General features: G+C 42.7%; 14 protein-coding genes and 1 pseudogene. 12 read left to right on the plus strand and 3 right to left on the minus strand.

What is annotated here, in order from left to right:
• Positions 1-39 precede the first annotated feature (39 nt).
• The gene (locus BUB37_RS00635) at positions 40-1,665 is read left to right on the plus strand and encodes an ArnT family glycosyltransferase (protein WP_072986821.1); all 1,626 of its coding nucleotides are present in this window, start codon (positions 40-42) and stop codon (positions 1,663-1,665) included.
• Positions 1,666-1,673: 8 nt separating this feature from the next.
• On the opposite strand, the gene bioD is transcribed toward BUB37_RS00635, so the two are convergent.
• From bioD to BUB37_RS00650, 3 genes are read right to left on the minus strand one after another with little or no spacing between them, the layout of a single operon-like run.
• The gene (gene bioD / locus BUB37_RS00640) at positions 1,674-2,291 is read right to left on the minus strand and encodes a dethiobiotin synthase (protein WP_072986824.1); all 618 of its coding nucleotides are present in this window, start codon (positions 2,289-2,291) and stop codon (positions 1,674-1,676) included.
• 1 nt (position 2,292) lies between these two features.
• Positions 2,293-2,676, minus strand: coding sequence for a putative signal transducing protein (locus BUB37_RS00645; RefSeq protein WP_072986827.1), 384 nt, complete (start codon positions 2,674-2,676; stop codon positions 2,293-2,295).
• Between the two features lies 1 nt (position 2,677).
• The gene (locus BUB37_RS00650; RefSeq protein WP_072986829.1) at positions 2,678-3,829 is read right to left on the minus strand and encodes an aminotransferase class I/II-fold pyridoxal phosphate-dependent enzyme; all 1,152 of its coding nucleotides are present in this window, start codon (positions 3,827-3,829) and stop codon (positions 2,678-2,680) included.
• Between the two features lie 143 nt (positions 3,830-3,972).
• On the opposite strand from BUB37_RS00650, the gene BUB37_RS00655 reads away from it, so the two are divergent.
• The 11 genes and pseudogenes from BUB37_RS00655 (at position 3,973) to BUB37_RS00715 (ending at position 14,683) form a co-directional block, all read left to right on the plus strand.
• Positions 3,973-5,784 (plus strand): M61 family metallopeptidase, encoded by a 1,812-nt coding sequence (locus tag BUB37_RS00655; RefSeq protein ID WP_072986832.1) that lies wholly within the window; start codon positions 3,973-3,975, stop codon positions 5,782-5,784.
• Complete coding sequence (locus BUB37_RS00660) at positions 5,781-6,317, plus strand: GNAT family N-acetyltransferase (protein ID WP_072986838.1); 537 nt, start codon at positions 5,781-5,783, stop codon at positions 6,315-6,317. The genes BUB37_RS00655 and BUB37_RS00660 overlap by 4 nt, the downstream gene beginning before the upstream one ends.
• Before the next feature lie 824 nt (positions 6,318-7,141).
• A complete protein-coding gene (locus BUB37_RS00665; protein WP_139278047.1) occupies positions 7,142-7,564 on the plus strand; it encodes a hypothetical protein in 423 nt (140 codons plus the stop codon).
• A 160-nt stretch (positions 7,565-7,724) separates the two neighbouring features.
• Positions 7,725-8,133: pseudogene (locus tag BUB37_RS00670) on the plus strand (transposase).
• A gap of 167 nt (positions 8,134-8,300) precedes the next feature.
• Entirely contained in the window at positions 8,301-8,849 is a 549-nt protein-coding gene (locus tag BUB37_RS00675) for a hypothetical protein (RefSeq protein WP_139278048.1), read from the plus strand.
• A 234-nt stretch (positions 8,850-9,083) separates the two neighbouring features.
• Positions 9,084-9,572, plus strand: coding sequence for a hypothetical protein (locus BUB37_RS00680; protein ID WP_139278049.1), 489 nt, complete (start codon positions 9,084-9,086; stop codon positions 9,570-9,572).
• Positions 9,553-9,780, plus strand: coding sequence for a hypothetical protein (locus tag BUB37_RS00685; protein ID WP_139278050.1), 228 nt, complete (start codon positions 9,553-9,555; stop codon positions 9,778-9,780). Before BUB37_RS00680 ends, BUB37_RS00685 begins: the two co-directional genes overlap by 20 nt.
• Before the next feature lie 2 nt (positions 9,781-9,782).
• The gene (locus BUB37_RS00690) at positions 9,783-10,235 is read left to right on the plus strand and encodes a hypothetical protein (RefSeq protein ID WP_139278051.1); all 453 of its coding nucleotides are present in this window, start codon (positions 9,783-9,785) and stop codon (positions 10,233-10,235) included.
• A gap of 811 nt (positions 10,236-11,046) precedes the next feature.
• Positions 11,047-11,301: a hypothetical protein gene (locus BUB37_RS00705; protein WP_072986867.1), complete on the plus strand. Its 255-nt coding sequence runs from the start codon at positions 11,047-11,049 to the stop codon at positions 11,299-11,301.
• 123 nt (positions 11,302-11,424) lie between these two features.
• A complete protein-coding gene (locus tag BUB37_RS00710) occupies positions 11,425-11,826 on the plus strand; it encodes a hypothetical protein (protein ID WP_072986882.1) in 402 nt (133 codons plus the stop codon).
• 424 nt (positions 11,827-12,250) lie between these two features.
• Positions 12,251-14,683: a TonB-dependent receptor gene (locus tag BUB37_RS00715; protein ID WP_072986884.1), complete on the plus strand. Its 2,433-nt coding sequence runs from the start codon at positions 12,251-12,253 to the stop codon at positions 14,681-14,683.
• Positions 14,684-14,721: the final 38 nt, after the last annotated feature.

The following is a 14,721-nucleotide window of genomic DNA, read 5'->3' on the forward strand; positions in this document are numbered from 1 at the left end:
GTATTTTGTTGATCTTTAGCCTTGAAAAATCAAAGGAAAATGAAATTTTTTGACGTCGGATTTTTGCACCCGACCAATACAAAAAATCTATATCGGCTATCGTTTTTAATCATTGTCCTCTATACGATATCCCTTTTTTACAATCTGCACCTCGCACCCTTGTATTCTGAAGAACCACGGCGTGCTCTGGTAGCCTTGGAAATGCTGCTGAACAACAACTTTATAGTCACTACCATTCTAAACCAAACCTTTTACGACCACCCTCCATTATGGAACATTGTACTCGCCGGAAGCATAAAGCTCTTTGGCTACAACACCTTTGCCCTACGTTTTCCCTCGGCATTTTCACTTTTGCTCACGGGCATTCTAGCCTTTTATATGGGCAAAAAATACATTAACACCAGATTCGGCATCTTAAGCGCCTTCTATTACTTGGTCTGTGCCGACCTTTATTTCTATTTTTCCGTAACCGCCGAAATCGACATCTTTTACTCCCTACTGGTCACCCTTAGCATATTCAGCATCTTTCATTTTTACGAACAGAAGCGGTTTTACCTTCTTTTTGGTACTGCCTATTTTTTTATTACCCTTGCTTTTTTGACCAAGGGTTTCGCCTCTTTCGCCTTTATAATAATCACCTTGGGCTCATACCTGTTGTATAAAAAAGACCTCAAGCGACTTTTCTCTTGGCCGCATATCTTTTGCGCCCTCTTATCTGCGGCGGCGGTCTATTTCTACTTTTACATCTATGGAAGTTACGAGAACCTAGGTAGGTATATTTCGGAAATGTGGGGACTAACAGAACAACGCACCTTACTCAGCGACCGGTTTGATGGAATCATAAAACACCTTTTCACGTTTCCCTTGAATTTCTTGGGCGTGATCTTTCCCTCTACCCTATTCCTATTGTTTATTTGGGAAAAAGAACAGATACAAAACATCAAGGCACAACCCTACCTTGTTTTTCTGGTCATCGCCTTTATCGCCAACTTTTTGGTGTATTGGGTTTCTCCCGGAGCTAGAATCAGGTACACCTATATGTTCTTCCCCATGGTCGTAACCGTATTGAGCTACCCTTTGTTTCTTCGGCTAAAAGAAACCAACTGGAAACACAAGGCCTATCACACTTTTTTTAAGGCAATCATGGCCATTGCCGCCCTTGTCTGTCTGGTCATTCCGTTTGTGGGCTATTTTTCCATTTTACCCCATCTAAAATACACCATGCCGCTTTTCGGACTGCTTCTTATCCTCACCCTTATTTTTCACCATAAGACCATCGGATACACCAAACACCTTTTCGTTATTACCTTTATCGTACTCTGTAGATTGGTCTTTGACCATGTGGCCCTTCCCATGAAAGCCCTGACCTCATCCGGCGCGGCACACAAGAGCTATGCCGAAGACATTCATAAGATCATTGGCGAGGACGAAACTCCCCTTTACGTATTTACACAGGAAGATTTACGGACCCACATACAAACGCCGTTCAAATTGTACGAAACGGCATCATATCTAGAAATGTCGCGCAAGTCAATCGTAATGAATACGGATCAGTGTGAGTTGCCCGGCTACTATATTTTCAACAAGCAGAACTTGGAAGGACGCAAACCCTTGTACGAATTCACCATAAGCAAGGTAGATTTGGCCCTGGTAAAAATAGACTGAGCCTACACCTAGAGCGTTTTTAATATAGAAGCGAACTTATCGGCGTATCTTTTAACGACGGCCTTGTCAAAAACAGGCTCCTCATCTATGCGACCGATCAAGGAAACCCCGGTTTTGTGAAGGATAATGTTTTCGGTATGCGGATTGGCGTCGCCACTAAAAAGCACCGAAACGTCGTAGCCCTTTTGGGTCAACCAATTAATGGTCAAGAGCGAATGGTTGATACTGCCCAGGTAATGGCGCGAAACCACCACTACTTTGTAGGTAGGCATGATAATATCGAGTACGGTATCGGTATCGTTGAAAGGTACCAAAATGCCCCCGCAACCCTCGATGACCAAGTGGTTATCGGTCTCGGGCTCCTCGATTTTTTGACGATCGATATGGATGCCGTCTATTTCCGCCGCGGCGTGCGGACTCATAGGTTCACTCAATTCGTAACTGCTCTTGTGTATTACCGTTTTATCGTTGGAAATGAGCGATTTTACCTTGTGGCTATCGCTATTCTCCAAATCGCCCGCTTGAACGGGTTTCCAATAATCTGCTTGCAGAGCTTCCGCGATAACGGCCGAAGCAATTGTTTTTCCTACTCCCGTAGAAATTCCTGTTACGAAAAATTGTGACATACTAATCTTGGTTTGTGATCATGCCACAATTTAGGCATTTGTATTTTCTTTTCTCAAAAAACGGGAAAAGTTTATTCAAAAGTCCCTGTCGTTTATAATAAACCTCCGACTTTTGGGCCTTGCAATTGGGGCAAACAATCAGGTTGCCCTCATCGTCTATGGCATAGGCCCTAATTTCGTTGTAAACGGCCAGGGCGCGCTCCTTATCCTCGGTGTACACCTGCAATTTCACCCCGCCAATGGCATTGCTGATGAGCGGGTCGGAATTTAGGGTATGCTCATCCCTGAGAAAAACAGGAATGCCCTCGGACTCCAATTTTCCTTTCAGTATTTGAACGTCGGAAGGATATTCAAAGGAGGCAATGGTATAAAACTTCTCTTTCATATTACAATAGGCTGGCCACTTCTTCCAGTAGATTATCGATCTCTTTTTCGGTATTAAAACCATGCAGGCAAATGCGCAAGCGCTCTTGCCCTTCCGGAACGGTGGGCGAAAGGATCGCGCGAACATCGAAGCCCTTATCTTGAATGGCCTTGGCCATGTTCCGGGCCTTGTGGTTACCAGGAACCAAACAACAGTGAATGGCCGAATCGCTGATGATGAATTGTTCCTTCAGGCCCAAATCGCTTAGTTTATGGTTGAAATGGGAAATGTTATGCCTCAGTTTTTCCAACCCATCGACAGGCGCCCTCAAATGGCCATAGGCCGATAGTACGGAAGCTATCGAATGGGGCGGAAGCCCTGTCGTATAGATAAAACTACGGGCAAAATTCGCCAAGTACGACTTTAGGCCCTCGCTGCCCAAAATCGCGGCGCCATGGCAGCCCACACCTTTCCCAAAGGTAACTAGGCGGGCAAATACGCTGTCCTGCAGGCCCAAGGCCTGCACCAAGCCCTCCCCATGGCTTCCAAAGACCCCAAGGGCATGGGCCTCGTCGACCACCAAATGGCAATTTTGGGCTTTGCATATGGCCGCTAAATCTTCTAAATCGGGGGCATCCCCATCCATGGAAAAAACCGATTCCGTCACCACGTATATTTCGGTGTCGGCGAGATTTCGACTCCGCTCCATCCGGCATCTGTTCTTCAGGTCTTCCAGGTCGTTATGTTTAAATTTATAACTCTTGGCATGGCCCATACGAATACCGTCGCGAATACTCGCATGAATGTACTCATCATAAAAAACGATATCGCCCCGTTGGGGCACCGAACTAAAAAAACCGATATTGGCGTCGTAACCCGAGTTAAAGACCAAGGCCGCCCCGGTTTGGTGAAATTGACACAGCTCAGTTTCCAAAGCCTGATAAAGAGGGTGGTTTCCCGAAAGCAAACGCGAACCTGTTGCCCCGTTTTGCAAGACCTTATGCCCTTCCATAAGACGCAAGGCTTCGGCGGAAACCGATTGGCACCGTGAAAGTCCCAAATAATCATTGGACGAAAAATCGACCAAACCATGGGATGCGGGCAAGCTCCTTAAGGCATTGACAGCATTTCTATCGCTTAGCTTTTTCGCTAATTTTTCGGGCAGGTCTACCATAACCCAAATGTAGCATCTTTGAACGAATAGAAAAACCACGGCGGGCATCCGGATCAAGGTCCTTTCTATTCCTTGCCTTATTCTACCGTTTTTTTGACGAATATTATACCTTTAACCTATTGAACATCCACAACCCTGATTTAATGAAATTCCCTTTATCCTTCCTTCTGTACATTACCGCCAGCATTCTTTATGCCCAAACCAACCGTTACGAAATTTCTTTTGGGAATGCCGTACACCACGAAGCGGTCGTAAAAGGCATTTTTCCAGAATTGAAAACGGACACGGTCGCTTTTCGTATGAGCCGCACTTCACCCGGACGCTACGCCTTGCACGAATTTGCAAAAAACGTATACCATTTTAAGGCATGGGACAGCAAGGGGAAGGCCCTTGAGGTTTTACGCCCCGACCCCTATCAATGGCAAGTGGTGGGCCACGACGGCTCCATCACCATTAGCTATACCCTATTTGCCAATCGCGGGGGAGGAACCTATTCGCAAGTAGACGAAACCCATGCCCATTTGAACATACCCGCCACGTTCATGTATGCCCCCGAACTGAGCGATCGAAAAATTGAAGTGGATTTTAAGGTTCGGGAAGATTTAAACTGGAAGGTAGCCACACAATTGCCCCTAGTTTCGGGCACTACCTATTCCGCCCCCGACCTCTATTATTTTATGGATAGCCCAACGGAGATAAGCGACCATGCCGTTCGTGAATTTAAAGTAGACCATAACGGAAAGCAGCAGAACATACGATTTGTACTGCACCACAACGGCACGGACGAGGAACTCGACGCCTATTTTGAACAGGTTAAAAAGGTAGTGCTTGCGGAAAAAGAGGTCTATGGCGAACTGCCCGGTTTCGACTACGGCACCTATACCTTTTTGGCCTGCTATATCCCCAATGCTTCCGGTGACGGTATGGAACACCGCAACTCGACGGTTTTGACCAGTACCCGTAGCCTTTCGGAAGGAGGAATGCAAGCCAATATCGGTACCGTTTCCCACGAATTCTTCCATGCGTGGAACGTGGAGCGCATCCGCCCGAAATCGTTGGAACCCTTTAATTTCGAGGAAGCCAATATGAGCGGGGCCCTATGGTTTGCCGAAGGTTTTACCAGTTATTACACCAACCTGATCCTGTGCAGGGCAGGCATTATCTCCCCGGAAAAATATGTGGAAGGCATTTCAGGCACCTTCAACTATGTATGGAACTCCCCGGCACGCCGATTTTTTAATCCTATCGAGATGAGCTACCAAGCCCCCTTTGTGGATGCGGCCACTTCGGTAGACCCCGTTAACCGCGAAAACACCTTTATTTCCTATTATTCGTACGGAAGTGTTCTTGGTCTGGCCTTGGATTTATCGCTTCGCAAGGAAAAACTGAACCTCGACGATTTTATGAAACTCGTTTGGAAGAAATACGGAAAAACCGAAAAACCGTACACTATAGAGGACCTTCAGCAGACACTGGCCGAATATGCCGGAAGCGATTTTGCCGAGGTGTTCTTCGGCAAGTACATTTACAAGAGCGAAATGCCCGATTACCCAACACTGTTAAGCCTTGTGGGGGTAGGGTTGAAGCAAAATCCGCAAGTGCCTTATTTTGGGGCCGCCGTATCCTTAAATGGCGATGGCCAAGGAGAGATCCGGTCGAACCCCAAGATCGGTACACCGGCCTATGAAGCCGGACTCGACAAAGGCGATATCATTACCGACATCAACGGTAGCGGTTTTCCCGATGGACAACAGTTCGGCGCCTACATCGAAAAACAGAAGGTCGGCGACACCCTTAAGATCGCCTTCGAGCGTTTTGGGGTAGAAAAGCGTTGTACGGTAGTTCTTGGGGCAAATCCCGATTACCGGCTTTTGTTAATGGAGAAGGAAGGCGGCAAGCCGTCAAAAAAACAATTGCGCCAAAGAAACGACTGGCTTAAAATCCAAGCGCGGTGATACGCTATACCACGGCATCGACCGATGACGAACTGAAGCAGATCCTCGCCCTTCAGGAAAGAAACCTGGCCTCTAAGGTGTCGTCCCTCGAAAAGGAAAAAGAAGGCTTTGTAACCGTAGCGCATACCTTCGACACCTTAAAGGCGATGAACGATACCTGCCCCCATATCATTGCTAAATCGGAGCATGCGGTCATCGGCTATACCCTCTGTATGCACCCTAGGTTTTCGGATGCCATCGAGGTCTTAAAACCCATGTTCGACGAGATCGAAGGCATTCTTCCCCCCGTGGAAAACTATATCGTTATGGGCCAGGTCTGCATCGACAAGGCCTTTCGCAAGCAGGGCGTTTTCAGAAAATTGTACGAAACCATGCAGGCCAAGACCAAAAGGGATTTCAGCAGTATTATCACCGAGATCGACGCGGGCAACACCCGCTCTTTGCAAGCCCATTATGCTATCGGTTTTAAAGAACTGCACACCTATACATCGGGAGCCCGGGAGTGGAAAATCGTGCGTTTTCGATACCTATAAAAAACCCGAACACTCCTACATGCAGCTTATTTGACCCGTCGTCCTTACCAATTCCATATTTTTGATTCACCAACTATACGCACCTGATTACAAACACAATAAGCCCTAGCCAAAAATCGTTGAAAACACAGTATTTCGTCGAAAAATTTGTAGTATTTTTCTTTGTTAAAAGTATATTTAACATGCTCTAGCATACAAATTATTGTATCGATTATTGGTTTTCCTTCTTATGTTTTGCACACCTGGTTTTTCCGATAGTATCCACTTTGATTAATTGGGCAAGGGGAAATGGCTCCCATATAAGCATGGTACTACCAACTACAACAATCAAAAATTCAAGCAACGAAAAAAAGGGAGGTCAAACATTTGAATTAAGCGATCGAAAATACAGCCGAGCAAGAAACTATGCGGAAGATCAAACGGTTCTCAAAAACGACAGTGAAGGTTTAACACCAGCATGGGCACAAACGTGACACCGGCGCCAGCAGGTGATGGCTCAAATTTGAATCTAGATTTGTAGAAAACCTGTCCTACTAATTGGGGGATGAACACGCTTATGTTGGGGAGTTCAAAAAAAGGATTGACGCCAATACGGGAGAAGTATATAGTACAATGGAAAGTCGTTAGCTTTTAATCAATTTAGTTTGAACAATACTAAGCAAAAAATGAATTTAAAATAATCTCTGATGCAGCTAAGAAGAATGGAGATTTGATTGATGGACAATTTAGAGGTGTTACAAAAGATGGTTTTGAAATAGAGGGTTATTTGAAAGATGGAAAAGTAGATACTTTTTACTTTTTATAGTTAGTTTTAAATGAATTGGTTGATAGAAAATAAGCGGTTTGATATGACTGACCTAATGGTCACCATAGATTTTGAACCCAAGAACGATCCCTTAAGGTATTTTTTATCAAGTATCGGCGTATTTAACTACCCAAAATTTTTAGACTCTTTTAGTAGTTCTAAAAGTTACTACACACATGTCTCATCTCTGAGATTTTACAAAGATTTGGATTGGGAAGATTTAGAAGAATTATCAGAGGTAGGAGGTATTAAAGAGGGTGAGATTACAATATCTCATGAAGTTTATGGAGAAACTGTTTTAAAAGAAGCAGTTTTTAAGGAATTGATTTTGGACTATTCTCAAGCGCTATTAGAAACCTATAAAAATGACTCCTCTGCTCCTAAATTATGGAGCAACGAAATGACTGATGAGATAACCAAATTGAAGAATAAGCCGAGTTAAGTGTAACAGCTTGGCTTTTTACATCAAATTAATTTTAGCAGCCTTGATAAAGTGGTCAATGGTAGTAATCAGAAACCCCGCCTGCACGAGCGTGACGCTCGTGCAGGTCAGAGTAAGAAGATCCTGAGCCAAGCACTAAACAATTAAAAGTAAGATAGTAATGAGCAGAAAACACAAATTCAATAACCCTACCGCAGCCTACTTCGTAAGCTTCGCCACCGTATATTGGATCGATGTGTTTACCAGACAGGCCTATTTCTCGATATTGGAAAATGCGGTCGGTTACTGTCGAGCGGAAAAAGGAATGGATATTACGGATGATGGAAAGCGCAGCCAAAAAGAAAAGGAATATAACCAAAAGGCAATTCTGGCAACATAACAACAAACCTATTGAGCTATGGAGTAACAAAGTCATAAAACAGAAGATCGATTATATACACAACAACCCGGTAGAAGCAGGGTTCGTAACAAATGCCATTGATTGGAAATACAGCAGTGCAAGAAACTATGCGGAAGATCAAACAGTTCTCAAAATTGACAGTGAAGGTTTAACACTAGGTATGCTATGAAAATGCGACCGCTTAATACTAGGTTGAATGGGCATAAGCGTGACGCTTGTGCCAGCAGGGGAGAGAAATCAACTATCCAGGAGGCGGGCATCAATATGAGTTTATAAACGATTGGAGTATTGATAATTTCACAGATTATTTAAACTTAATAGAAAAAAAATAATCAAATGAGAATAAAAAATCTATCCCTTATTTATCGGGATTTAATACATGAAGTAAATTTAGATTTAGGTTTATATATTGAATCCATTAATGTTAATAAAGTTGAGAGTAGTGTTCTAAGAAATTATAACCATGGTATTTCATGGAAGTATCAAACCGTAGAAAAAGATCTTTTGGAAATAAAATTGATGGAGAAAGAGAAAAGAATCTTGGCATATCCCTCCCCTGACATGAAATACATGGTCGTTTTGTTCGATAGAAACTCGCAATACCATCCACATCCGAACAACCTTGTGGTATTTTACGCCAATGGGGAAGAAAAACAAGTGGTCAAGGTCCCAGAATTAATTTCAGATCAAGCCGTAAAAAACACCGATAACCCTTTTGGGGTAGATAAAGAAGGAAGTTTTGAAAATATTTGGTGGTATAAAAAAGAAAACGAAAAAAAGATGGTAGTAGATATCCATTTTGCATGGGAAAATACAGAAACAAGGGAGTTTGACCCCGAAACAGGGCAATTTGGCAATTTAATCAGAGTTTCCGGTAGATTTTAGGACTTACTCCCGCTAGCGCGAACATTTGAACCAAGCTTGCCGAAGTATCACGGCGGTACCCACTACAGCGATAATACCCAGTAGGCTATAAAAGCAAAACGAATATGGGTTTGCAACAAATTTTTAACCGCACAAACGTGACACCGGCACTAGCAGATGATGCTCACAATTAAATCTTTATAAGGTGGATTTAAGTAAAATGGATTGGATTACTAAATGGAAATATTGATACAAATGAACATTACCGCAAAAGAATTTAGGACGATTAAACCTTTCGAATCATACACGGAGAATGATGTACAAGGAGGATTGACAAAATCTGTATTGGATATCTATTTATATATATATGATAATTTCTCGGTAATGAACTTTGTCGCTGATTATAACAAACAAAATCCTTTAGAAGTATTTGGCAATACTCCAAAAGAAAAAAGACTAGTACAATTAAATAATTTAAATAAAAGTATAGAAAAAGGCAACGACCCGGTTTCGATTGGAAAGTATTCCTTATTGGATAACAACCTAATAGAAATGAAATGGAATTACTATTACGGAGAAGATATTGAATTGATCTTTAAAGGGGAAATACTCTTAAACGGTGATGCCCTAAAAGGAACCTTCTATAAGAATGGGGAAGTCGACATACCCTCTAGGGTTTACTACAACATCGACAAACCCTTGCCCGACCCTTTGATCCCGGAGGATGATGAAGATATGGCTTAATAAAAGGAAAACAAAACACTATTCCCTGCAGGGGTTTAGTGCAGGAAAAAATGGCGTATTGGGTGCTCCCGAATGGCATTTGCCTAAAAACATTGAAATGGATAAGGGTGCAGAACTGTGGGAAATTTTAAACGATGAATCGGAAATCTTAAGAGGTCGGATAGTCGATATATATGATTCTAAAACCTTCATAACAATAATCAATTAAAAATGAAGTATAGATTTGGCTCATATGTAGTTTACAAAGAAATGGATTGTTATTTAATCTCCAGAAAAGAATGGAGAATAGTATCCAAGGATATTAAGAGTCAAAAACTAGGGTTTAAAGCCTATGAGGCTGGTTTCCCTTATTATAAAAAAATCGATAAGACCGACATACAATCAGGTTATTTTGTTCGTACAAAAGCAAAATACAAAGATTTCACCTTTGAATTATTTCAAAATGAGGCATTGAAAAATGATTATAAAGTACGATTAAAATTGAACAACCTTGACTTTGATGCCTACGATTATTTTGGGTTTCCTTACCGAAATGATGATGCCAGTATTGAAGTCAATGAGGAAGAATTGGAAGAAATTTGGGAAGAGCGCAAACCCCTAGCTCGGTTCCCGTTCAAAACAGAAAAAATAAAGTTTATAAAAAAAGAAGGGGAGTTTTTGTAATGTCCTCATCAAGGTTTTTCATATTTAATACTAGTATATCAACATTGCAACCCTGTACGTTTAAAATGTATGGCCCGAATTGGTCGTTAGTTCCAAAAAAATCAGCGCTAAGGAATACAAGGCTAAGAGCCTGTCTAAAATGGCCTTATGACTAAAAACATGAAATCCAAAAGAAACATAGAACCCATAATAACTTACTCTATTGCCATAATTTTAATCGGGTATCTTCTTCTGAATTACGGCTCGTTTCACATAGATGAAGACTACCCTTCATCATGGAAGGCACAATTGATACACATAGTCTCTAAATTTCTTTTAAATGATACAGCCGGGCGCATGGTAGGCCAAATAGTCCTTTCGCTATTGGGTATCGTTTGCTGCTTTAAAATTTACAAAGTCATAAAAGCTAAATAATTGCCTAGGCATGAGACCGAAAAGAGATATAGAACCGATCATAGCTTACTCTATAGCAATAATGTTAATAGTGTATTTGCTTGCCAGCTATGACACCTTTTCCGTTGATGAAAACCGCCCTCCTCATGGAAAATGGATTGTTGTTATATATAAGTTTCTTTTAAATCATGAGTTTGGCAGTATTATCGCCAAAGGAGTCCTATTGTTGTTGGGCATCTATTGTTGCCGTCAACTATACAACGCTTTTAAAACTAAACAATAGTCTGATATGGTGTTCCCATAATAACCAGAGAGGCTCCTGATTTTTGAGATAATTTAGGAGGAGCTATGTAGTAGTCCCTTCCAATGGGATGAAATTAGAATCATTTAATATGGTAAGATTTAAAAAGTAATTTTTATGAACTGGCATAACGCATTAAAAGATATATATCGAAAACTTGAAGCTTCTGGATATAAAGGAATCAAGGAGGATATTCATGAAGGTCAATTGAGTGGTGGAACTGGTGGGGAATTTTTTTCAATAGTTCTAACTAAATTAATAGAAATCAAAAAAAATCAACCCATTGTCTATTGCTTGCTAAAAAAAGAAGTAGATGAATTTATTGCTTATGCTAAATCAATTAATTACTTGAACTCTGATTTTAAGATTTAATTTTTATGAAAGAGTGCATCCCTGCGGTGAAAAATTAGCAATAGGAAAAATTGGCCTTCGGCAGCGCAGGCGTCACAGCTAAAACACTGTCCCCGCTTGTGATTAATACTTTTAATAATATCAATGGGCTATCTAAAAGACTATAATAGAAATAAAGACGAAATTCTTCATTCTTTTCAAGACTTAATCGAAAAGGAAGATGATTCATTTTCAGAACTTGGGTTTAATTTTTCAAAATGTGGGTTTGGTGATGCAAGAAGTCAAGACGACCATATAGAATTTATCTGGAAAAAAGAAAAAAGAGAACTCAGTGTTTGCTTTTGGATCCCTTTTTGGAAGAACTACAAAATTGACGAGAACTTTATGGTAACCTATAGTCTAACTAATGATATGGGTAAAAAGCATCCATTAATTTCTAAGGCTATTGAATTCAATAAATTACGCGGGGAAAATATTAGAGCCAAGATAAGCACACTATTCAAACATATTGCGGAAATCATCAATTCAAAAAATATAAATTTATAATAGTTCCCTCACGCTCGTGCCCGCAACAGACAATACCCCCCACTTCGGCAGGCTCGGCGCAAGGCTTCGAAGGGCGGGGAATGTTCCCGGCCTTAGGGCCAGTTCGCAGGTATGCATTTGGAATTGTCTTCGGTACTGGCCACACGGTCAAGCAAGTCGGCCCGGGAGTGAAAACCACGCGTATTAAATACTTACAACAAAATAAAACTTCCTACACAAATATTAATTTTCTTGTAGTCCTTACAACGCCAATATTCACAATATATAACACGTACTTCACTCATTACAAACACAATAACTTCATTTAAAAAAATCTAAGATTCATTACATTTCATCGAAATTTTTGTAGTATTTTTCGCTTTTTAACTTAAATTTAACTAGTTAAGAATACGAATCATTGTACCGATTATTAGTTCCCCTTCTTATGTGTTGTACACTTGGTTTTTCCCAAAGTATCAACTTTGACCAATTGGGCAAGGAGAAATGGCTCAGATACAACGGCGGTGTGTCGGCCAATGCCGTCTATTACGACGGTACCGCCAACCGACAGGAGCTCACCTATTACCTCACCGGAAGCTTAAACTTCAACATTGCCGGGGTGTACAACGTTCCGCTATCGTTTACCTATTCGAACCAAGAGTTCAATTTTCCCAACCCCTTTAACTTTAATCGCTTGAGCCTGCATCCATCCTACAAATGGGCTACCGCACATATCGGCGACGTAAGCATGACCTTTTCGCCCTACACCCTCGCCGGTCACCAATTTACGGGCGGCGGTTTTGACCTGAATCCGGAAGGGAAATTTCAAATAAGCGCCATGTACGGCCACTTTTTAAAGGCCACCGAATACAACGAGGAACACCCCGAGGCCCTTACCGCCTACAAACGCATGGGCTATGGCATAAAGACCGCCTATGATTTCGATTTTATGAAACTGGGACTCATTCTCTTTAAGGCCCATGACGAAGAGAACTCATTGGAAAATCCGTTTCCCGTGGAGCTCGGACTCTCACCCAAAGACAATGCCGTGCTCTCCTTCGAATCGGAATTCCGGCTTTTCGAAAAGGCCAGTATACACATAGAATACGCCATATCGGGCGTTACCGAGGACACGAGGCCGACCGAAGCCCCTTCGTCTCCCGGGCTGCTGTCCTTCCTTCTAAAAGAAAACATAAGCACCCAATACTACAAGGCCCTGAACGCATCGTTAGACTACCCCGCGGGCAACGGAACCTTGGGACTAGGGTATGAACGCATCGACCCCGAGTACAAGACCCTGGGTGCCTATTATTTCAACAACGACCTCGAAAACATCACGGTAAACGCGAGCCAGTCGGTTTTCGACAACAAACTCAACCTCAGCGTAAACGCCGGCCTGCAGCGCGATAACCTGAACAAGGCCAAATCATCGGACCAACAGCGCATCGTAAGTGCCATCAACGCCAATTACACGGCCTCCGACCGTTTGGGCTTCAATGCATCCTACAGCAACTTTCAGTCCTACACCAACATTCGCGACCAGTTCGATTACATCAACCAAGTAGGGGCCTACGACAATATAGACACGCTGAACTATCGCCAGATTTCACAAAATGCCAACTTGGGCATCAACTACATCCTCAAAAAAACAGAGACCAAACAGCACAGCACCAACCTTAACCTGGTCTATCAAAACAGCACCAACCAACAGGAAGGCGAAACCATAGAAGGCGGGGAAAACTCCTTCTACAACGGTATGGCGGGCTATACCCTGGGCTACCCCAAACAGGCCCTCAACATCTCCTTGGCCGCCAACGTTTCGTACAATACCGTGGCCGAGGACGACAACATGACCCTTGGCCCCACCCTATCCATCGGCAAGCAGTTTTTCGACAAGCAACTGCGCACCAACTTTTCAAGTTCGTACAATACGAGCTACGCCAACGGGGAACAGCAGAACAACATCCTTAACTTTAGGTTGGGCAGTAACTATACGCTGTACAAAAAACACAACCTCAGCCTTAATTTTCTGATGCTTTTCAGGAATTCGGAACTCAATACGGGGCGCGACCTGACCATTACCTTCGGCTACAGCTATGCCTTTGACAACTTTAAGCTCGACCTTGATTCCCATAGGCGCAGTCCCAACGAACGCGACCCCCGCAACAGGGAAAGCACGTTGAGCTTCCGCTACCGCAATGTATCGTACAGCGGCACGATACCCCAACTGAACGAGCAGCTGACCAACGTGTACGAGAGTCCGCAGTTCGCCGACATCCCCCAATTCAAGAAAGACGAGCTCAAAATCCTTTTGGCCACCGTCAAAGAGCAAAAGCGGGAGGAAAAATACAAGGAGCAGGCCCTTATTTTTCTTGAGGAGCTCTACGCCTTCGACGATTTTAAAACCATTTACGACGAGGCCCTGTACAACGTGGTCATGGCCATCAAAGACGACATGAAGAAAGTGGACATGGCCCTGGAAAAACTCTTCGTCGCCAAAAAACTGGAAGCCGACGAGCACCCCCTGAACGGAAAGGGTCCCGAAAACTATACGGAAAAGGACAAAACCCTGGTGCCGGAGTACGAAGCCCTCCTAAAAGAGCGGGAGACCCGTTTGCGAAAATTGGTAGGACATAGGTGGATGGAAACCCAGTTCGCCGCCTTTACCTCCAAGGAAAAGATAGCGAAAGGAATAGGCTTTTTACTGGAGTTCAAGAAAAAACAGGCCCTAAAATCCTTTGAGCTTTATGAAAAAACCGAAAACCAGGAAAAACTGGAATACTACCTCGAAAACGAAATCATCGATTTCTACTATAAGAAGTCGCTGAAAACGGTAAACCCCGAACTGTTCGAACTGAGGTATATCAATAAATTGTAGACAATGAACAATTAGCAATTAGCAATAAACAATGAGCA

The organism is Pseudozobellia thermophila (genome assembly GCF_900141855.1).
GTDB classification, from domain to species: domain Bacteria; phylum Bacteroidota; class Bacteroidia; order Flavobacteriales; family Flavobacteriaceae; genus Pseudozobellia; species Pseudozobellia thermophila.

Excerpts from the sequence above, each read along its gene's own strand:
- BUB37_RS00675 (WP_139278048.1), top strand. The coding sequence starts at position 8,301 with ATGAGAATAAAAAATCTATCCCTTATTTATCGGGATTTAATACATGAA.
- BUB37_RS00635 (WP_072986821.1), top strand. The coding sequence starts at position 40 with ATGAAATTTTTTGACGTCGGATTTTTGCACCCGACCAATACAAAAAAT.
- BUB37_RS00680 (WP_139278049.1), top strand. The coding sequence starts at position 9,084 with ATGAACATTACCGCAAAAGAATTTAGGACGATTAAACCTTTCGAATCA.
- BUB37_RS00650 (WP_072986829.1), bottom strand. The coding sequence starts at position 3,829 with ATGGTAGACCTGCCCGAAAAATTAGCGAAAAAGCTAAGCGATAGAAAT.
- bioD (WP_072986824.1), bottom strand. The coding sequence starts at position 2,291 with ATGTCACAATTTTTCGTAACAGGAATTTCTACGGGAGTAGGAAAAACA.
- BUB37_RS00710 (WP_072986882.1), top strand. The coding sequence starts at position 11,425 with ATGGGCTATCTAAAAGACTATAATAGAAATAAAGACGAAATTCTTCAT.
- BUB37_RS00645 (WP_072986827.1), bottom strand. The coding sequence starts at position 2,676 with ATGAAAGAGAAGTTTTATACCATTGCCTCCTTTGAATATCCTTCCGAC.
- BUB37_RS00685 (WP_139278050.1), top strand. The coding sequence starts at position 9,553 with ATGATGAAGATATGGCTTAATAAAAGGAAAACAAAACACTATTCCCTG.
- BUB37_RS00690 (WP_139278051.1), top strand. The coding sequence starts at position 9,783 with ATGAAGTATAGATTTGGCTCATATGTAGTTTACAAAGAAATGGATTGT.
- BUB37_RS00705 (WP_072986867.1), top strand. The coding sequence starts at position 11,047 with ATGAACTGGCATAACGCATTAAAAGATATATATCGAAAACTTGAAGCT.
- BUB37_RS00655 (WP_072986832.1), top strand. The coding sequence starts at position 3,973 with ATGAAATTCCCTTTATCCTTCCTTCTGTACATTACCGCCAGCATTCTT.
- BUB37_RS00715 (WP_072986884.1), top strand. The coding sequence starts at position 12,251 with ATGTGTTGTACACTTGGTTTTTCCCAAAGTATCAACTTTGACCAATTG.